Annotated in this window: 13 protein-coding genes; 4 read left to right on the top strand and 9 right to left on the bottom strand. The window is 67.4% G+C overall.

The window, feature by feature from the left end; translation table 11 throughout:
* Positions 1 to 11 precede the first annotated feature (11 nt).
* Both GKE62_RS10940 and GKE62_RS10935 read right to left on the bottom strand, forming a co-directional pair.
* Positions 12 to 380 (bottom strand): VOC family protein, encoded by a 369-nt coding sequence (locus tag GKE62_RS10940; RefSeq protein WP_154692276.1) that lies wholly within the window; start codon positions 378 to 380, stop codon positions 12 to 14.
* Positions 381 to 434: 54 nt separating this feature from the next.
* Positions 435 to 2,234 (bottom strand): aminopeptidase P family protein, encoded by a 1,800-nt coding sequence (locus tag GKE62_RS10935; protein ID WP_154692275.1) that lies wholly within the window; start codon positions 2,232 to 2,234, stop codon positions 435 to 437.
* Between the two features lie 55 nt (positions 2,235 to 2,289).
* Here GKE62_RS10935 and GKE62_RS10930 point away from each other — a divergent pair, with 55 nt between their 5' ends.
* A complete protein-coding gene (locus GKE62_RS10930; protein WP_154692274.1) occupies positions 2,290 to 4,344 on the top strand; it encodes a S9 family peptidase in 2,055 nt (684 codons plus the stop codon).
* Positions 4,341 to 4,730 (top strand): thioesterase family protein, encoded by a 390-nt coding sequence (locus GKE62_RS10925; RefSeq protein ID WP_154692273.1) that lies wholly within the window; start codon positions 4,341 to 4,343, stop codon positions 4,728 to 4,730. The genes GKE62_RS10930 and GKE62_RS10925 overlap by 4 nt, the downstream gene beginning before the upstream one ends.
* Here GKE62_RS10925 and GKE62_RS10920 read toward each other — a convergent pair.
* From GKE62_RS10920 to GKE62_RS10910, 3 genes are all read right to left on the bottom strand, one after another.
* Complete coding sequence (locus GKE62_RS10920) at positions 4,727 to 6,448, bottom strand: diguanylate cyclase (protein ID WP_154692272.1); 1,722 nt, start codon at positions 6,446 to 6,448, stop codon at positions 4,727 to 4,729. The genes GKE62_RS10925 and GKE62_RS10920 overlap by 4 nt on opposite strands.
* 57 nt (positions 6,449 to 6,505) lie before the next feature.
* The gene (gene ald, locus GKE62_RS10915; protein ID WP_154692271.1) at positions 6,506 to 7,621 is read right to left on the bottom strand and encodes an alanine dehydrogenase; all 1,116 of its coding nucleotides are present in this window, start codon (positions 7,619 to 7,621) and stop codon (positions 6,506 to 6,508) included.
* 339 nt (positions 7,622 to 7,960) lie between these two features.
* Positions 7,961 to 10,747 carry a TonB-dependent siderophore receptor gene (locus GKE62_RS10910; RefSeq protein ID WP_154692270.1) on the bottom strand — a complete coding sequence of 929 codons (2,787 nt, stop codon included), beginning with the start codon at positions 10,745 to 10,747 and terminating at the stop codon, positions 7,961 to 7,963.
* A 145-nt stretch (positions 10,748 to 10,892) separates the two neighbouring features.
* On the opposite strand from GKE62_RS10910, the gene GKE62_RS10905 reads away from it, so the two are divergent.
* A complete protein-coding gene (locus GKE62_RS10905; protein WP_154692269.1) occupies positions 10,893 to 11,525 on the top strand; it encodes a flavin reductase family protein in 633 nt (210 codons plus the stop codon).
* Between the two features lie 27 nt (positions 11,526 to 11,552).
* Here the strand turns inward: GKE62_RS10905 and GKE62_RS10900 are convergent, their stop codons facing one another.
* The 4 genes from GKE62_RS10900 to GKE62_RS10885 all read right to left on the bottom strand — a co-directional run bounded on the left by GKE62_RS10900 (position 11,553) and on the right by GKE62_RS10885 (position 17,755).
* A complete protein-coding gene (locus tag GKE62_RS10900; RefSeq protein ID WP_154692268.1) occupies positions 11,553 to 13,310 on the bottom strand; it encodes a cation:proton antiporter in 1,758 nt (585 codons plus the stop codon).
* 138 nt (positions 13,311 to 13,448) lie between these two features.
* Positions 13,449 to 15,800: a DNA translocase FtsK 4TM domain-containing protein gene (locus GKE62_RS10895; RefSeq protein ID WP_154692267.1), complete on the bottom strand. Its 2,352-nt coding sequence runs from the start codon at positions 15,798 to 15,800 to the stop codon at positions 13,449 to 13,451.
* A 212-nt stretch (positions 15,801 to 16,012) separates the two neighbouring features.
* Positions 16,013 to 17,266 (bottom strand): adenylate/guanylate cyclase domain-containing protein, encoded by a 1,254-nt coding sequence (locus GKE62_RS10890; RefSeq protein ID WP_154692266.1) that lies wholly within the window; start codon positions 17,264 to 17,266, stop codon positions 16,013 to 16,015.
* 132 nt (positions 17,267 to 17,398) lie between these two features.
* Positions 17,399 to 17,755, bottom strand: coding sequence for a hypothetical protein (locus tag GKE62_RS10885; protein WP_154692265.1), 357 nt, complete (start codon positions 17,753 to 17,755; stop codon positions 17,399 to 17,401).
* A 29-nt stretch (positions 17,756 to 17,784) separates the two neighbouring features.
* Between GKE62_RS10885 and GKE62_RS10880 the strand changes: the two genes are divergently transcribed.
* Entirely contained in the window at positions 17,785 to 18,807 is a 1,023-nt protein-coding gene (locus GKE62_RS10880) for a serine hydrolase domain-containing protein (RefSeq protein WP_370515995.1), read from the top strand.
* The last annotated feature ends 32 nt before the right edge of the window (positions 18,808 to 18,839 follow it).

The following is an 18,839-nucleotide window of genomic DNA, read 5'->3' as shown; positions in this document are numbered from 1 at the left end:
GGCGTCCTGCCTCAGCTCATCACGAAGGCGTTGAGCTTGTTGCCGTCGGGATCGCGGAAATAGCCCGCGTAAAATCCTTCGCCGCGTGGCCCGGGCGCGCCCTCGTCGGTTCCGCCGTTGGCCAGCGCGATGTCGTAGAGCCGCTGGACCTGCGCCTCGTCCTTCGCCTCGAATGCGACCATCACGCCGTTTCCGACACTCGCCGCGTTGCCGTCGAACGGTTTCGTCGCGGCGATACCTGCACCTCCGCCCGGCTTGGCCCAGGCGATGAAGTTTTCGAACTCCATCATTCGCGGGGTATCCAGCTCAGCGGCGATCGCGTCGTAGAATTTCGCCGCGCGGGCGATGTCGTTGGTGCCGACGGTAACATAACCAATCATGTTCCTGCTCCCTTCCCCTGAGTCGATTGGAACATTAAAGGAACATTCGTGGCCTCACAAGGGGGCGCAGGCGCCGTCCAGCCAAGCTCGCTCTTCGCCCGAGAGCCGCGGGCCCAGTTTGGCCAGCACCTCGGCATGATAGCCGTTCCACCACGCGGTCTCCTCCGCGGTCAGGAGCGCGGTATCGACCAGCGCGCGGTCGATCGGGGCGAAAGTCAGTGTCTCGAAGCCCAAGAACGGACCTTCCGCGCCAGCAATCTCGCGCGGCTCCACGAGCACCAGGTTCTCGATTCGGATGCCGTACTCGCCCGACTTGTAGTAGCCCGGCTCGTTGGACAGGATCATCCCGGCGAGCAGTTCCTGCTCGGTCCCGGCCTGACCCCCGCCCGACTTGGCGATCCGCTGTGGACCTTCGTGAACCGATAGGAAACTGCCCACCCCGTGGCCGGTGCCGTGCGCGTAATCAAGACCGGCGGCCCACAAGAACTGGCGCGCGAAGCCGTCGAGTTGGCTGCCGACCGTCCCTTGCGGGAATACCGCCCGCGCCAGCGCGATGTGGCCCTTGAGCACGCGGGTGAAGCGGTCGCGGACCTCGGCGGGAGGCTGACCCGGACCGATCCACACAGTCCGCGTCACGTCGGTGGTGCCGTCGAGGTACTGCCCGCCGGAATCGACCAGGTAGACGCTGTTGGGCTCGATCCGCCGGTTCGATTCCTCACTGACTCGGTAGTGTGGAATGGCCGCGTTCGGTCCCGCGCCGCTGATGGTATCGAACGACAGGTCCTTAAGCACTCCGGTCTCGTCGCGGCGCGCGCGGAGCTGTGCGGCGGCGGACAGCTCGGTTTCGGTGCCCGCAGGCGCGGCCTCGGCCAGCCACTTGAGAAACTTGCTGAGCGCAGCCCCGTCGCGCGCCTGCGCGGCGCGCTGCCCGGCCTTCTCGGCCTCATTCTTGACCGCCTTGGCTAGCACGCAGGGATCGCGCAGTTCGATGATCGTCGCGTCGGCGGCCTCGAGCGCGGCGAAGATTGCGTGGACCGAACGTTCGGGATCGACCCCGACACGCTTGCCCCCAAGCTCGCCGAGCGCGGGCACGAACGCCTCGCGCGGGTGGGCCCGCACCGCGTTGCCGAGATGCGCGCGGACCTCGGCGGGCAGCTTGGCCTCGGGCATGAACAGGTCGGCAGTGCCGTCGGCGTGGACCAGCGCAAAGCCCAGCGCAACGGGCGTACGCTCGACGTCCGCGCCGCGGATGTTGAAAAGCCAGGCGAGCGAATCGAGCGCGGCGATCACCACTGCGTCGAGCTTCTTCTCGCCCAGCCACTCGGCGATCGCCGCGCGCTTTTCCTGGCTGGATTTGCCCGCATGCTCGGTGGCGTGGACCGTGGCGGGAGCGTCCGAAGGCTCGGGCCGGTCCTGCCAGACCGCATCGATCGGGTTGCGTTCCACAGCGACCAGTTCGCCACCCTTGTCGGCCAGCGCCCTGCGCACCGCGTCGGCCCAGGGCTTGCCGTGTAGCCAGGCATCGTAGCCGATCCGCGCGCCTTCGGGTGCGTGTTCGCCAAGCCACTTGGCAACGCTGGTCTGGGGCACACTCTGGTAGTCCCAGAACCGCCCGTCGACCTGGTCTCGGACTTGCAGGGTGTAGCGCCCATCCACGAACATTGCCGCGCTGTCTTTCAGCACGACCGCGGTTCCCGCCGAGCCGCCGAACCCGGTCAGCCAGGCGAGCCGCTGGGCATAGCCGCCGACGTACTCGCTCATGTGCTCGTCGGAAATCGGGACTACGAAGCCATCGAGGTCTTGCCGCGCCAGTTCCTTGCGCAGCGCATCGAGGCGTGATTCGTGGGTGTGCATCAGCATGAGCGTGGTCCGGGTTGCGGGGTCATGCGGGGCATCATAGGGCCGCCGGATGACTCTTGCCACACCTCCCGTCGCCGCCAAGAAGCCTTCCACCGTCACCTACCACGGCGTCGAGCTGACCGACGACTATGCCTGGCTGCGCGACCCCGGCTATCCCGAGGTCGCGGACACCGAAATCCTCGCCCACCTTGCCGCCGAGAACGCCTGGTTCGAAGCGCGGATGGCGCCGCACCAGCCTCTGGTCGAGACACTGCTCAAGGAAATGCGCGGGCGGATAAAGGAGGCGGACAAGTCGGTCCCGCAGAGGGACGGCGACTGGCTCTACTGGATCGAGTTCGAGGACGGCGCCGAATACAAGAAGTGGTGGCGCAGGCCGGTCTCAGGCGGCGAGGACGAGTTGATTCTCGATGAAGTCGCATTGGCCGAAGGCCATGAGTATTTCCGGCTCGGCGCGATCAGCGTCTCCAACGACGGCAAGCTTCTCGCCTGGTCGGTCGACGACAATGGCTCCGAACGCTTCACCGCCAGAATCAAGGTCATCGCCACCGGCGAAGTGCTGGCCGACGAGATCCCCGGTACGCTCTCCGGGCTGGTGTGGGTCGCGAACGACACCGGCCTGGTCTATTCGCTTGCCAACGAACAGTGGCGGACTGACAACGCCCGGCTTCACTGGCTGGGCCAGCCGCTGTCCGACGACATCGAACTGTTTCACGAGGACGACGAGGGCTTTCGCGTCGGATCGTCGCTTTCGGCCAACCAGAAGTGGTTGATCGTGGGGACCAGCGACCATGAGACCAGCGAGGTCCGACTGGTCCCAGCCGCCGATCCGCTCGCAACGCCGATCCTCGTCCGCCCGCGTCAGACCGGCGTCGAGTACGACATCGACGAGCGCAACGGCGTATTGTTCGTCCACACCAACGACACCCATGAGAACTTCCGCCTGGCCACCGCGCCACTCGACAACCCGGGCGAGTGGACCACGCTGGTCGAGGGCACCGACGACTTCTATCTCACCGGCTTCGATCTGTTTCGCGATTTCTACGTGACCGAGGGCCGGGTTCGCGGGCTCGATACGATCGAAGTGCGCTACTACGACGACCCGGCGAGGATCGAGCCGATCGTGTTTCCGGAAGCGAGCTTTTCGGCCGGGCTGGGCGACAATCCCGAGTGGGCGATGGACACGCTGCGGCTGAGCTACGAGAGCATGGTCAGCCCGGCGACGGTGTTCGACTACAGCGTCACCACGCGGACGATGGAGGTGCTGAAAGTCCAGGAAATCCCGTCGGGCTACGACACCTCGCTCTACGTCACCGAACGCCTCGAAATCCCTGCTCACGACGGCACCGCGATCCCGGTCAGCGTCGTCTACCGCCGCGACCGCCAACGCGGCGGCCCACTTCATCTGTATGGCTACGGCGCCTACGGCATCAGCATCGACCCCGGCTTCTCGACCACCCGGCTTTCGCTGGTGGATCGCGGCTTCGCCTATGCCATCGCCCATATCCGCGGCGGCGACGATTTGGGGCGGGCGTGGTACAAGGCGGGGAAGCTCGAGCGCCGCGCCAACACCTTCACCGATTTCGTCGATGCTGCCCATGGCCTGATCTCGCGCGGTTTCACCCAAGCTGGCAGCATCAGCATCTCGGGCGGATCGGCCGGGGGGGAGCTGGTCGGCGCCGTCCTCAACAGCGATCCGGCACTGTGGGGCGCGGCGGTGGCGCATGTGCCGTTCGTCGATGTCTTGGCGACGATGCTCGATGCCTCGCTGCCGCTGACCCCCGGCGAGTGGCCGGAATGGGGCAACCCCATAGAGGATCGGGCCGCTTTCGACCTGATCCGCGGCTACAGCCCCTACGACAACGTGCGCGTGCAGGACTATCCGCCGCTGCTGGTCACCGCCGGCCTCAACGACCCGCGAGTGACCTATTGGGAACCGGCCAAGTGGGTCGCCCGGCTGCGCGAACTGAAGACCGACGCCAACGAGCTGCTGCTCAAGACCAACATGGGCGCGGGCCACGGCGGCAAATCGGGGCGGTTCGAGAGCTTGCGCGAGACCGCCGAGGAGTTCGCGTTCATCCTGTGGCAGTTGGGAGTCGCGGCGTGAGCGACCGTCACGCGATGACCTTCACCGCCGGCCCGGCGCACATCGACGAACTGGGCCACGTCAACAACACCGTCTGGGTGCAGTGGATTCAGGAGATCGCGACCGCGCACTGGCATGCGGTCGCCGCGCCCGCGCATGTCGCGGCGCACGTCTGGGTCGTGACCCGCCATGAGATCGACTATCGTGGCAACATCGGCCTGGGCGAGAGCGTGATCGCCGAAACTTTCATTCCCGGCCCGCCGCGCGGAGCGCAGTTCGATCGGTGCGTGGTGTTCCGTGATCGCGTCGGCAAGACGATCGTCTCGGCGCGAAGCACATGGGCGCTGCTCGACCGCGCCAGCGGGCGGCTGTGCCGCGTCCGCCCCGAGATCGCGGCGTCGTTCTAAGCTGCCTGACGGGCGCTCCGGCGGCGGTCAGCCACGCGCCGATCGCCGCCCGCGAACAGCGTGACCTTTTCGCTGCACGTCCGGTTACGCCCGGCGTGTTTTGCTTCGTAGAGCAGGCGGTCCGCCCGCGCGTAGAGTTCGGCATAGGGCGTCGCCAGCATCGATCCGCGCTGCATCTCGACCAAGCCCATGCTCGCCGTGACCGGCGCGGGTAGCCCCGGAATCGTCGCGGCGACACGGCCGGGGATCGCCTGGCGGCGTGCTTCGGCACGTGCCGTGGCATTGCGACCGCGCAGCAACAGCAGGAATTCCTCTCCGCCCAACCGCCACGCGACGAGGTCCGGATCGTCGCTGAGCGCGGCCGCCGCTGCTGCAAGGACGCAATCGCCCGCGGCATGGCCCATCGCATCGTTGACCGCCTTGAAGTGATCGAGATCGACCACCGCGAGCGTGTCGAACCCGGCGTTTCGGAACGCGGCGAAGCGGTCCTCGATCCCGTGGCGGTTGAAGAGTCCGGTAAGCGGATCGCGCTCGATCGCCGCCTCGAGCTCTTGGGCTCGGGCGTTGGCGCGATCCCGTTCGCCGCGCAACACGATGAACCTATCCGCCACACCCAGCATCGTTATCACCACCTCGAGCGCCATCGCCAGATAGATGGCCTGGTCTGCCGCCATCGGGAGCGAATAGAGGCCGATTCCGCGAAACAGCCGGTCGAAGCCGCAAGCGAGGATCGGCGTCCAGGCGGCCATCTGAAACCGCGCCGCGCGGCTGCCGCTGCGCACTGCCAGGATCATGGTCGTCCCGAAGACGAGCGTCGTCGGCAGAAAGCTCAGGTGGTAGGTCTGCCCGCCCAGCGCTCCCAGTCCGGGCGGCTGTAGCGCCAGCGTGCATGAAACCAGAAGCACCCACCAGCCCGATAGCCGCAACAACAGGCGCATCCGCGGCGAGAGCGCGTCCGGTTCGAGGAACTCGGCCGAGAAGAACGCAGCCGCAGCGACCGCGACCGCGAACGCCAGCGGCGACAGCACCGCGAGTTGTACCGGCGTGAGCCCGAACAACGTCACCGCCAGGCCCGACGCCATCACGGTTTGGGTCAGCATGCCGGTGGTCATTCCCGCGTGCCACAGCAGGAATCGCTCGCGCAGCGCGGTATAGAACGCAAGGTCGAAGATCACGGGCGCGCAGAGCAATCCGGCGAGCATCGCCAGCAGCACCATCGCGCGATAGCCCCAAGGTTCGCCCGGCGCGTCGCTCGCGTCCAGCCGGGTGCCGGACAAGGTGTGGATGCTCCAGGTATGATCGATCCGAACCATGATCGACTTGGTCTGAGGACTTACCGCGGGAAGGTTCACCGCCATGCGTGGGCCGTTTTCGAGCGCCGTGAAGTCGTCGAGGTGGAGCTCCCGCGACCATTGCACGCCGCGATCGCCGTAAGCGCTGACCGTTGCCCGGTCGAACCGGCCGATCGTCAGGATCAGCTTGCGCGGCGGCGCATCCCGCCACGATGCCGCATCGAAACGCAGCCAGGCCACGCGCGCGGTCGGTCTCCAGTGCGTCGCTCCGCAAGACCACTCGCGCGGCAGCGCTCCGGGGTCGGCGAAGCCGTGGCAGACCGGGCGGATGGGCGCAGCCGTCGCGGGCGCGGCATGCGCCAGCATCACGACCGCCAGCGCCAACGCCAACGTGGTGATCCTGCCGAGTAAGCCGATGAGCCCCATCGCGCCGCTTTACCCGACAGGCGTTTTGAACGGGTTAAGCCCGGATAGGGAATAGGCTCAGCCGAGCACCTCCGCCACCGGCACGAACGCGTAGCCGAGCTCCTCGGCCACCGCCTGGTAGGTCAGCTTGCCGTCGTGCACGTTGAGCCCGGCGGCGAGGTGCGGGTTGCGGCGCATCGCCTCGCGCCAGCCCAGTTCGGCGATCTTCAGTGCGTGCGGCAGGGTCACGTTGTTGAGCGCATAAGTGCTGGTCCGCGCCACCGCGCCGGGCATGTTGGCGACGCAATAATGCACGACCCCGTCGACGATGTAGGTCGGGTCCTGGTGGGTGGTCGCGTGGCTGGTCTCGAAGCAGCCGCCCTGGTCGATCGCGACGTCGACCAGCACCGCCCCCGGCTTCATGCATTTGAGCATGTCGCGGGTCACCAGCTTGGGCGCCGCCGCGCCGGGGACGAGCACCGCGCCGATCACCAGTTCGGCCTCGCAGATCATCTGCTGGATGTTGGCGCGGTTGGAAAAACGGGTCTTGGCGCGGCTTTCGAAATGCGTGCCGAGGCGTTCGAGCACTTCGGGATCGCGATCGAGAATGGTCACGTCCGCCCCCAGCCCGACCGCCATCTGTGCCGCATTGAAGCCGACTACGCCCCCGCCGATCACCAGCACCCGCCCCGGCAGCACCCCCGGCACCCCGCCCAGCAGAACGCCCCTGCCCCCATGTGCCTTCTCCAGCGCGGTCGCGCCGGCCTGGATGCTCATCCGCCCGGCGACCTGGCTCATCGGCTTGAGCAACGGCAAGCTCCCGCCCGGCCCGGTGACCGTCTCATAGGCGATCGCAGTGACCCCCGATTTGACCAGCGCCGCGGTCTGCTCGGGATCGGGCGCGAGGTGGAGGTAGGTATAGAGAATTTGCCCGCGCCGCAGCATCGCGCATTCGACGGGCTGCGGCTCCTTGACCTTGACGATCATCTCCGCGCCGTCGAACACCGTCCTGGCATCGGGCTGGATCACCGCCCCCGCCGCGACATAGTCTTCGTCCGAAGCGCCGATCCCCAGCCCCGCGCCGGTTTCGACCCACACTTCGTGGCCGTTGACCACCAGCTCGCGCGCGCTTTCAGGCGTCAGCCCGACGCGGTATTCGTGGTTCTTGATCTCGCCGACGGTTCCAACGCGCATGGGAAGTCTCCTTTGCCAGGGTCGTTACAGTTGCAACCGGTTGGGCGCAACCGAACCCGCAAACTGCCGAGCCCGTGGACCACTTGGACCACTTGGACCACTGTCCAAGGGAAAAATTTCCAGCCTTCCACACGTGCGAGCCGGCGGCCACCGCGCCACCCCGAACGGAGCGCGACGGGGCGGCGACCGAGCGGCGCTGAAACGAACCGGGGCGAGCGGCTTTGATCATCGCGCCGACTAAGCCACACCCCGCCCCAAGTAAGAAAGGCGTTTCGCGCGATGCGAAAGGGCCGCCCGGTCACCCGGACGGCCCTCACTCCTCTCCCGAAGGAACCTTGCCTAGAAGTCGAAGCCGACGCGCCCGTAGAGGAACCGGCCGTTGAAGCCGAACGGCGAGAAGATCGAATAGCCGTTGTACTGGTTGTTCTGCGGATAGAACCCGCCGCCTGCAGCCGCCGGGCGGGGGCCGAAAGGCAGGCGATCGGGGTAGACGTCGAAGGCGTTGTCCGCGCCGACCGCGAGGTGGATCCGCTCGCTGACGTCGAAGCGGACCTCGATGTCGGTGATCCACTTGGGGCTGAGCTTGATGTCGTCGGGGCCGAGCGCGGTCAGGCTAAGTTGATTGGGCGCGAGCGGGGCGATCGAGCCAGGTGACAGCACCTTGCCATAGCGCGTACCGCGCACGGTGAACCCGAACGCGCCGATGTCGCCGTCGGCGCTGAGCACGATCTTGTCGCGCGGCTGACCCTTGGTGAAGCGCAAACTTTCGGTGCGGCCGAACAGCACCAGCCCGGGGATTGCCGACAGCCCGGCAAGGCTGTTGCGGTATTTGAGGATCTTCTGGTCGTTGTAGTTGTAGGCCGCAGTCAGGTTGAACTTGCCGAAATCGACCGGGACCCGCCAGTTGAGCACCGCATCGACGCCCTGGGTGCGGGTATCGAGCCCGTTGACGAAGAACCGCGCCGCGCCGAGCGAAGGATAGCCCGCGGCGGCGAGCAGCGCGCCGACCGCAGCATTCTGCGCGCTCGTGCCGCTGCCCGAGGCGCCGAGGTTCTCGGTCAGCACGATGCGGTTGCGGATGCGGATGTTGTAGTAATCGACCGTCAAAGTCAGCCCCGAGAGGGGGTTGGCCGTGAACCCTGCGCTGAGGTTGAGGCTCTTTTCGGCCTTCAGATCCTTGGACCCCAGTGCCCTCGCCACCGGGTTGGAGACCGGGACCGTGAGGATGTCGATCGGAATGCCCGAGATGAAGTTGGTCGAGGTGGTGGTGAACACCTGCTGGTGAAGCGATGGCGCCCGGAACCCGTTGGAGACCGAACCGCGCAGCGCGAACCCATCGACGACCTCGAAGCGCGCGGCAAGCTTGCCGGTCACGGTGTTGCCGAAGTCCGAATAATGCTCGAAGCGGGCCGCCGCAGTCAGCGAAAGACCATCGAACGGATCGGTGTCGACCTCGGCATAGCCCGCGAAGTTATGCCGGACGGCATCAGTCCGGGCGTTGGCCGGGAGCCCGGCGAAGCCTTGCGCGCCCGCGCCGCCGTTACGGCCCGGAAAGTCGCAAGTGGTCGCCGCGATCGACCCGTAGCGTCCGCCGAGCGCGGTGCAGTTGGCCAACGTGGTGTTGGGGACCGCCGCGCGGAAGAACGGCCCGAGCGCGTAGGATTGGAAGTCGCCCGGCCGAATCTGGTAGCGCTCGTTGCGATACTCGCCGCCGAACGACACGGTCAGCGGCTTGGCGAAGCCCAGTTCGTAGTCGCGGCTGAGGTCGAGGTTGAGCAAGCCTTGGGTGTACCTGAGCCCGCCGGCGTCGAACTTGCCCTGCGTGGCCGCGCCGAATGAAGCGTTGACCGAGTTCTGGGTCACGTAGTCGAACTGGTTGCTGCCGATCCCGACCGACAGGTCGCTGCGAAAGCCCATGATTTCGCCGCGGATCCCCGCGGTATAGGCATAGTCGGTCAGGTCGGACTTGATCAGCGGCAGGAACCCGTCGGGGGTCAGCAGCGGGCGCCCGACGGCGGGGGGCGGCTGGTTGGGCGCGAGTTGCGAGTAATCGACGTTGTTGGCGTTCGACTGCTGGCGATAGTTGGCGGCGCTCACCGAATCGCGCTGGTTGAAACTGGCGAACGCGTAGAGTTCGAACACGTCGCCCAAGGGAATTGCGGAATTTAGAAACAGGGTGAAGTCGTCGGCCTCGGGATCGCCGAAACGGAACTCGCGGCGATCGAAGGTCAGTTCGCGCGGATCGAAGGTCGTGCCGCTGGGGCGCACGTAGTTGGGGCGAAGGTCGAACCCGGTGCGGTTGGTCCGGTCACGGTGGCGATACTCGGCGGTCAGGTTGAGATAGCCCCCCTCGCCGAAGATCGGCAGGCCGACGTTGCTCGCGAAAGTATAGGTCTCGCCATCGCGGACCTTGAGTTCACCGCCGGTGTTGGCGGCGAGATAACGCCCGTCGGTCGGATCGAAGAACGGCTGCCCCGCAGCGTTGGTCTGCAATCCGGTCACACGCAGCACATCGTCGAGCGTGGTCACGTACTTGCCGTAGCTCACAACCGCCTTGCCCCCGCTGTCGGCGGTCTTGAGGCGGATGTTGATCACCCCGGCGATCGCGTCGGAGCCGTATTGCGACGAGGCGCCGTCGCGCAGCACTTCGATCCGCTCGATCGCCAGCGCGGGGATCGAGTTCATGTCGACCGCCGCCGAACCGCGCCCGACGGTGCCGTTGATGTTGAGCAACGCCGCGGTGTGGCGGCGCTTGCCGTTGACCAGCACCAGCGTCTGATCGGGGGCGAGGCCGCGCAGCGTGGCCGGGCGCAGCGCGTCCGAGCCGTCCGAGATCGCGGGCTGGGGGAAGTTGAAGCTGGGGACCAGCTTGTTGAGGATCTTGTTGGTTTCGACCTGGCCGCCCTCGGTCAGGGTCTCGCCCGAAAGGACGTCGACCGGCACGGGTGAATTGGCGACGGTCCGCGTGGTCGATCGCGAGCCGGTGACGATGATCGCGCTTTCGGGCGGCGCGGTCTCTTCCGCGGCCTGGGCGCTGGTGTCCTGGGCCTGCGCCGGGCTGACGCCAAGCGAGAGGGCGATCGCTCCGATGGCTCCACCGGTGCTGAGAATGTTGCGCAGATTCATGGCTTTGGGCTCCCCTGTTGCACCCACGCTGCGACCTGCGCCCGCTTTCGGCAAGTGCGTCCTGCTGCAACGCAGCGGATTGTCATCGAGGCGTGACATGCGCGCAACGCTCGCCTTGTCCACGATCCATGGCTAAGCGGCACCCATGCACTGGGACATGGCCGCGCTTTCGCCCGCGGATCGCTATCGCCTGATCGTCAACACCGTCACCCCGCGACCGATCGCGTGGGTGGTGACGCAAGCGCCCGACGGCACGCGCAACTGCGCGCCGCATTCGTTCTTCAACGCGCTGTCCGACGATCCGCCGCTGGTCGTGCTCGGGCTGATGGCGCACCACGCGCGCGGAGGCGACAAGGACACCGCGCGTCTGATCCGCGCCACCGGCGAGTTCACCATCGCGCTGGTCGGCGAGGCCGACGCCGCGGCGATGAACCTGACCGCCGCCGATGCCCCGCCGGGCGAGGACGAGATCGCCTACTCCGGGATCGCCACTACGCCCGCGCTCCATGTCGTCCCCCCGCTGATCGCCAGCGCCCCGGTCAGCTTCGAGTGCCGGACGTTCCAGATCATCGACGCCAGCCCGCGCAGCACCGTGGTGCTGGGTGAAATCCTGGCGATCCACATCGCCGATGAGTTCCTGGGCGGCGACCCTGCAAGGCCGCGGATCGATACGCAGGCGATGAAGTTGTTGGGCCGCCAGCATGGCAGCGGGCACTACGTGCGCAATTCGGACAGCTTCGAGATGAAGCGCGTCGGCTGGCCGCTTCCGGACAAGTAAGCCCTCAATCCAATTCCGAGTTTGCCCCTACCGCCCCTCGCGCTGGGGCTGGACGATGATCCGGTCGCGTGCGGCGCTCACGTCCCCGCTTTCGATCTGGAGCTTGAGCCGCTCCTTGTCGCGGGCCCGGTACATCGTTTCCGCGCGATCGATCGCTTCCTCGCTCGCGCCGAGTTCCTCGAGCGCCAGGCGGCCCATCCGCACCGCGCTTTCGTAGACCTCTCGGACCACGAATTTGACCGGGGTCGGCTTGAGCAGGATCACCGAGCGGCGATCGTAGGCGCGCGCAAAGAGCGCGGCATTGGGGAACGCGGTGTGGACCGCCTCGACGATGTCGGGGGTCAGTTGCTCGCCATCGATGCAGAAGCAGATCAGTTCGGCCTCGGCCGCGCCCGCCTGGCGCAGCAGGTCGAGCCGGGTGCCGTCGCCGAAATAGACCTTGGCGCCGAAATGGCCGGCGACGTCGATCATTTCGACGTCGCTGTCGATCAGGGTCACCGGAATGTCCGCGGCGATCAGGATCTGCGCCACCGTCTGCCCGAATCGTCCGTAGCCGACGATCAACGCGTTGGCGCCATCGTGCTTGGGCTCCTCTCGCGTCTCGCGGATCGTCGGCGCCTCGCGCAGCTTGGCCGTCGCCATCATCAGGAACGGAGTGCTGGCCATCGACAGGGTGACGATCGCGCCGAACTGGCTCGCCGCCTCGCCGCTGATCAGGAGCGCGCTCTGCGCCTGTGCGAACAGGACGAAGCCGAACTCGCCGCCCTGGCTGAGCAGCAGCCCCAGCGCCAGCGCGCCGCGCCACGTCATCCGGAAGGCCAGCGCGATGGAAAAGACGATCCCGGCCTTGATCGCGATCAGCGCGAGCGCCATCGTCACGACGAACAGCGGGCTGCGCGCAATCGCGGGGAGATCGAGCATCATCCCCACCGCGAGGAAGAACAGCCCGAGCAGGATCGATCGGAACGGCTCGACATCAGCCTCGAGCTCGTGGCGATAGGGCGAATCGGCGAGCATCACCCCGGCGACGAACGCGCCGAGCGCGGTCGACAGCCCCAGCGCCTCCATCAACGCGGCGCTGGCGACGACGGTGAACAGCGCCGCGACGACGAACATCTCGCGCTCGCCGAGATTGCCGATCAGCCCGAACAGCGGACGGATCACGAAGCGGCCGGCCGCGACCAGCCCGACGATAGCGGCGACGGTGTAGAGCCCAAGCAACCACCCGGGCGGCCCGCCGGCGTCGGCGGGATTGCGGCTCATCGCCGCGATCACCGTGATCAGCGGGATGATCGAGAGGTCCTGGAACAGGAGGATCGCGAAAGCGCGCTCGCCAAACGGGGTGCGCAGGCGCCCGGCGGATTGGAGCAGTGGCAGCACCTGCGCGGTCGACGACAGCGCCAGCGGCAGCCCCAGCGCGAGCGCGGCGGCCCAGCTGAACCGCGTCGCCAGCCCGATCACCAGGGCCAGCGCCAGCCCGCTCAGCAAGACCTGGCTGGTGCCGAACAGGAAGATCGAATGCCGCAAGCGCCACAGCCGCGCGGGCGCCAGCTCGAGCCCGACCACGAACAGCAGCAGGGTGATCCCCAGCTCGGCGATCCCGATCTTGCCCTCGGCGTCGCCGACCAGCCCGAGCACATGTGGACCCATGACGGCGCCCGCGACGAGGTAGCCCAGTGTGGCGCCGAGGCCGAGCCGCCGGAACAGCAGCACGAACGCCAACGCCGAGCCGAGCAGGAGGAACCCGTCGCGCAGAAGCGAGGTGGCGGTGGGGGCGTCGGGCATTGTGGAAAGGGTTAGCCCGTCGGGGACCCGATTCCTACCTCGGATGAAGGCGTCCCCCCCGCAGCGCCGCCTCCAGCGTCCGGCGGATGTACCGCGGGTTGGTCATCTGGTGTCTTCTTCAAAATCCGCGCGCCACCCTCACAGCGGCGAGCCATCCTTGTCCCGGTAGATCTCGCGCCGCCCGACGTGGTTCGACGGGCCGACGAAGCCGTCCGCCTCCATGCGCTCGATCCATTTCGCCGCGGTGTTGTAGCCCACGCCCATCTGGCGCTGGATCCAGCTCGCGCTGGCTTTCTGGCTTTCGAACACGATCTGGCAGACCTGGCGATACTTGCGTTCCTCGGGGGCGTCGCTGGCGGTGGCGTCGAGATCGTCGAAGCCAAACCCACCGTCCTCGGGCTCTTCGGTGACCGAATCGACGTAGGCCGGCGAACCCTGGCCGCGCCAGTGATCGGCGACGCTTTCGACTTCCTCATCGCTCACGAACGGACCATGGACGCGCATCACCGGGGCCGTGTTGGGCTTGTAGAGCATGTCGCCCTTGCCCAGCAGCTGCTCGGCACCCTGCTCGCCCAGGATCGTGCGGCTGTCGATCCGGCTGGTCACGGCAAAGCTGATCCGGGTCGGGAGGTTGGCTTTGATCACCCCGGTGATGACGTCGACCGACGGACGCTGGGTGGCCATGATCAGGTGGATGCCCGCGGCACGGCTCTTCTGGCTGAGCCGCTGAATCAGCACCTCGATCTCCTTGCCGATCGTGACCATCAGGTCGGCGAGTTCGTCGACGATCACCACGATCTGGGGCAGCGGCTGGTAATCGAGCTGCTGTTCCTCGAACAGTTCCTCGCCGCTATCGGGATCGAACCCGATCTGGATGCGGCGGCCCAGCGGCTTGCCCTTGGCAGCGGCGGTCCTGACCTTGTCGTTGAAGCCGGAAAGATTGCGCACGCCGATGCTGCTCATCTGGCGATAGCGCCGCTCCATCTCCTCGACCGCCCATTTGAGCGCGCGGACCGACTTGGCCGGTTCGGTCACCACCGGGCTGAGCAGGTGCGGGATGTCGTCGTAGCTCTTGAGCTCGAGCACCTTGGGATCGATCAGGATCAGTCGCAGCTCGTCGGGCGTGAGGCGATAGAGCAGCGACAGCAGGATCGTGTTGAGCCCGACCGACTTGCCCGAACCGGTGGTCCCGGCGACGAGCAGGTGGGGCATCGCCGCAAGATCGGCGACGATCGGCTCTCCCGAGATATCCTTGCCGAGGATGATCGGGAGAAGCGCCTTCGAGGTGACGAACGCGTCGCAGGCGGCGAGCTCCTTGAACGCGACCATCTGGCGGTCGGCGTTGGGCAGCTCGATCCCCATCACCGTACGCCCGGGGATCGACGAGACGCGCGCGCTGATCGCGCTCATGTTGCGGGCGATGTCCTCGGCCAGCCCGATCACCCGGCTGGCCTTCACGCCGGGCGCGGGTTCGAGTTCGTACATCGTCACCACCGGGCCGGTGCGGACCGCGGCGATCTCGCCCTTGACGTTGAAATCGTCGAGCACGGTTTCGAGCAAGCGGGCGTTGCGCTCCAGCGCCAGCTTGTCGAGCTTGTTGGGTGGCTGCGGCGGGGGGTCGGCGAGGAGGTCGAGGCTGGGCAGCTCGAACGCCGCGAACAGGTCGGTCTGGCGGCTTTTGGCGGTAAGCTGGGCCTGCTTGGGCGGGGCGCGGGTATCGGCGATCTCGGGCGGCTTGCGTTCGGGCAGCGCGGGCGCGTCCTCGGCCGCCGCGCGCCGCGCTGCCTTGCGCTCGCGGCGCGGCGAAAGTGCGGGGGCGCCGCCGGGATCGCGGTGCGGGCGGCGGAAGAACGCGGGCATCCGCAGCAGCGCGCGCCATTCGAGTTGCAGCACGCGGCCCGCCAGCAGCGCGCCACCGGCCAGCGTCGCCAGCGCCAGGCCGAACGTGGTCCAGCCCCGCGCCGCCGGGGGAAGCAGCGCGGCAAATGCGGCGATCGCCTTCGCCCCGAGCAAGCCCGCGACCCCGCCGAGCGAGGCCGGAAGCGAGCCGCCCGGCGTATCGAAGACCAGCGCCAGCACCGTGCCGAGCAGCGCCATCGCCAGCAGCAGCATCCCGAACAGACGCCACCAGCGCGGGCTGGGCAGCGCCTCGTCGCCATCCGCGGCGTCTGACAACGCCCACAGCTGGCGCGCCTCGAGATAGATCAGCGGCAGCACCAGCAGCGAAGGCAGCCCGAACGCGAACAGCATCCGCTCGGCCGCCCAGGCGCCGGGCGCGCCCATCCAGTTGGCAACCTCGCCGCCGGCAGCGGTGCTGATCGAGGGATCGGTCTGGTGGTAGCTGGCCAACGCCAGCCCGAGGAACAACATCAGCCCGAACAGCGCGCAGGCGCCGCCGAGTTCGCCCGCGCGCAGTGCCGAACGGCGCAGCGCCGCGCGCCAGTTGGAAGGCGTGCCGCGCCCTGTCGCGATGATCGCACGTGAAGCCATGACCATCCCCTTGTCAGGCCGCATCATGCGCGCAGGCGTGACTCCTCGTCAAGAATCCATGCGAATCCAATGGTCCGATCCTTCCCGGCACAGGAGCGGGAGCGCCCGAAGGGTGGTCGAGTGGCTAGCGCCCTTTTGCCGCGTTAGCTGGGACTGCCCGCCGCTCCGTCCGCCCTGCGGGCTGCCACCTCCCCGTCCCGGGAGAGGATCAATCAGCCCAGATCCACGTCGTAGACCGGAACCTCGCCGATTCCCTTGAGCGTTACCGGGCGCGGCGGGTGGTAGCGACAGGAGTCCTTCGTAGCGTCGTATGTCGCCTGGCTGACCGTGATCCCGTTGGGCGGGGCCGCACCTTCGAGGCGGCTCGCGACGTTGATCGCGTCACCCCAGTAATCGTAGAGCATCTTCTTGCCCGCGATCACCCCGCCGACCACCGGTCCGGTGTTGATCCCGATGTGGAGCTTGAAATCGAGCCCGAACTCGCGGCTTATGTCCCGCGTCGCGCCGATCAGATAGCACGCGAAATCGACCACCGCCTTGGCCGGCTTGGGCGTGGGCACGATCGCGCCCGCGACCGCCATATAGGCATCGCCGATGGTCTTGACCTTCTCGATCCCGAACAGGTCGCAGCCCGCGTCGGCCTTGTGAAAATAGGCGTTGAGCAGGGTCACCACCTGGCCCGCGTCCATCGCCTGGCTCATCCGGGTGAAGCCGACGATGTCGACGAACACGATCGTTACTTCCGGGAACGCGTCGGCCACCGCCTCGCCCGATTGCAGACGCTGGGCGATGCTTTGCGGCAGCACGTTGTAGAGCAACGCGTCGGACTTGCGCTTTTCGGCATCTAGCCGCGTGCCGGCCTCGAACAGCGCCCGCGCCTTGTCGTCGCTGGCCCAGTTGATGTAGCCGACCAGGCAGGCGAACGGGGCGTAAAACGCGGTCGTGTATGCGACGACGTTCGAGGGGTAGCCGATCGAAACCAGCAGCGCGAGGACCATGGCCACCGTGATCGTGGTCCAGATCAGGAACTGGCGAACCGACGCGGCGAAGGCCAGGCTGGCGAAGCTCAGCAACAGCATCTGGTTGTAGCATAGCACGCCGTAGAACGGCCATCCGGTCACCCCGGTGCTGTGCAGGGTGTAGATGTAATAGAGATGGAGCGGCTCCATCAGCGCGAAGAAGCCGATCTCGACCCAGCGATTGGCGGCATAGCCGGGGCGGCCGACGTACCACGCGTAAAACGCTAGCAGCGGAGCCATCGCCACGGTCGAGAGCAGCACCGCGAAGGTTGCCGCCAGCGACAAGTAGAGCGGCGCGAGGATGACGTAGACAGACAGCATCGCCGCGCCGATGAACATCAACGCGCGGATGAACTTGGTTTGCCGCTGGCGCAGCTCGAGCCGATAGCGCTGCTCGTCGCGGGAGTCCGCGAAGCGCTGGAACAGCAGGCGGGCGAGTGATGCCATGGCGTCCCCAATCCAAGGCGCGGACCGGCCACGCTGGCTCCAGCAAAGCGGCTGGGCCGCGTCTGGCCAGTGCGCTGTATCACAGCGCACGTGCTTTTCTATCCGGCGGGGCTCGCCTCGACTACAATGCGCTCAACCGCGCCACGGTTCGAGCACGCAGCCCCAGCCTTCGTGGTAGGTCGCGGTCGCGCCGCCGAGCAGCGGAAAGCGCGCGGTGACCGAGCGCGCCTTGCGGTCCTCGCTGAGCGAGACGAGCTCCATGCCGGGCTCGAAGTCCTTGGCGCAGTCCTTCAGCGTACGCCCCCCGGCATAGCGGCACGAACAGCCGACATGCGCGCCATAGGCTGCGCCGACGCGGGCATAGCCAGTCAGCGGACGCCAGAACGCGGCGAGCAGCGCGGCCAGCGCGACAAGCGCGAGCAGCGCCCACAGGCGACGGCGGCGGTGCGCGCGACGAGGCGTGGGCGCGGCGGGGTTTGCGGTTGCCATGCGGGTCCCGTTGCGACAGGGGCGGGCCGATGGCCCAGGTTCGCGCGTTCCTTATCGTTGTGCTGGCGTTGGTGCCAGCGCTTAACGGCTGCACGCCCGCGACCGCGCCGACGCCTCCGCCGTTGAGCGAGGCGGCGCTGGCGGCGGTAGTCGCGAAGCCCGGCGTGCCGCGCGAGGCGCTGGCCCGGCGGATCGACGATCTATTCACACCGCTGGCCGAGGACGAAACGCGGGCCGTGATCGTCGTGCAGGGCGGCCAGACCGTCGCCGAACGCTACGCTCCTGGCTATCACGAGAACACGCGCTTCATCAGCTGGTCGATGGCCAAGACGATCACCGCCGTGATGATCGGGATGCTGATCGCGGACGGCCGGCTCCAGCTCGATCAGCCCGCGCCGGTCCCCGCCTGGCAGCGTCCTGGTGATCCGCGCGGCGAGATCACGCTGCGCCAGTTGCTCCAGATGCGTTCGGGGCTGCACCACACCGAGGCGGGCAATCCGATCTACGAATCGGGCGAGGTGCGGATGCTGTTTCTCGACGGGCGTGACGACATGGCCGCCTATGCCGAAGCCCAACCGCTCGAGGCCGAGCCGGGACGGCACTGGGAGTATTCCTCGAACACGACGGTGATCCTGGCCGACATCGCCACCCGTGCGTTGACCGCCGGCACCGACCCCGTGCTGCGCCGCCGGGCGATGGCCGACTATTTGCGCAACCGCCTGTTCGAACCGGCCGGAATGACCAGCGCGCTGCCCGAATTCGACCGCTCAGGCACGTTGATCGGCGGCAGCCTGATCCACGCCACCGCGCGCGACTGGGCGAAATTCGGGGAATTTCTGCGCAATGGTGGTGCGGTCAAGGGCGTGCAACTCGTCCCGCGCGCGTGGATAGAGTTCATGACCACCCCCAATCCGCGCAATCCCGGCTACGGCGCGCAAACCTGGCTCAATCGGCCCCAGGCCGCCAATGGCGAGCGCGGGGGAAGCCCGAATTCCCGGGCGCACCCGCCAGCGTCTTCGCCGCACAGGGTCACCTCGGCCAATACGTGGTGATCGCCCCGCGCCAGAAGCTGACCGTGGTCCGG

The organism is Novosphingobium sp. Gsoil 351 (genome assembly GCF_009707465.1).
GTDB lineage: Bacteria > Pseudomonadota > Alphaproteobacteria > Sphingomonadales > Sphingomonadaceae > Novosphingobium.
Note: the sequence above shows the minus strand (reverse complement) of the source record. Positions and strands in the feature narration are given on the sequence as shown.

Excerpts from the sequence above, each read along its gene's own strand:
- GKE62_RS10930 (WP_154692274.1), top strand. The coding sequence starts at position 2,290 with ATGACTCTTGCCACACCTCCCGTCGCCGCCAAGAAGCCTTCCACCGTC.
- GKE62_RS10910 (WP_154692270.1), bottom strand. The coding sequence starts at position 10,747 with ATGAATCTGCGCAACATTCTCAGCACCGGTGGAGCCATCGGAGCGATC.
- GKE62_RS10935 (WP_154692275.1), bottom strand. The coding sequence starts at position 2,234 with ATGCACACCCACGAATCACGCCTCGATGCGCTGCGCAAGGAACTGGCG.
- GKE62_RS10895 (WP_154692267.1), bottom strand. The coding sequence starts at position 15,800 with ATGGCTTCACGTGCGATCATCGCGACAGGGCGCGGCACGCCTTCCAAC.
- GKE62_RS10920 (WP_154692272.1), bottom strand. The coding sequence starts at position 6,448 with ATGGGGCTCATCGGCTTACTCGGCAGGATCACCACGTTGGCGTTGGCG.
- GKE62_RS10880 (WP_370515995.1), top strand. The coding sequence starts at position 17,785 with ATGGCCCAGGTTCGCGCGTTCCTTATCGTTGTGCTGGCGTTGGTGCCA.
- GKE62_RS10905 (WP_154692269.1), top strand. The coding sequence starts at position 10,893 with ATGCACTGGGACATGGCCGCGCTTTCGCCCGCGGATCGCTATCGCCTG.
- GKE62_RS10940 (WP_154692276.1), bottom strand. The coding sequence starts at position 380 with ATGATTGGTTATGTTACCGTCGGCACCAACGACATCGCCCGCGCGGCG.
- ald (WP_154692271.1), bottom strand. The coding sequence starts at position 7,621 with ATGCGCGTTGGAACCGTCGGCGAGATCAAGAACCACGAATACCGCGTC.
- GKE62_RS10890 (WP_154692266.1), bottom strand. The coding sequence starts at position 17,266 with ATGGCATCACTCGCCCGCCTGCTGTTCCAGCGCTTCGCGGACTCCCGC.
- GKE62_RS10900 (WP_154692268.1), bottom strand. The coding sequence starts at position 13,310 with ATGCCCGACGCCCCCACCGCCACCTCGCTTCTGCGCGACGGGTTCCTC.
- GKE62_RS10885 (WP_154692265.1), bottom strand. The coding sequence starts at position 17,755 with ATGGCAACCGCAAACCCCGCCGCGCCCACGCCTCGTCGCGCGCACCGC.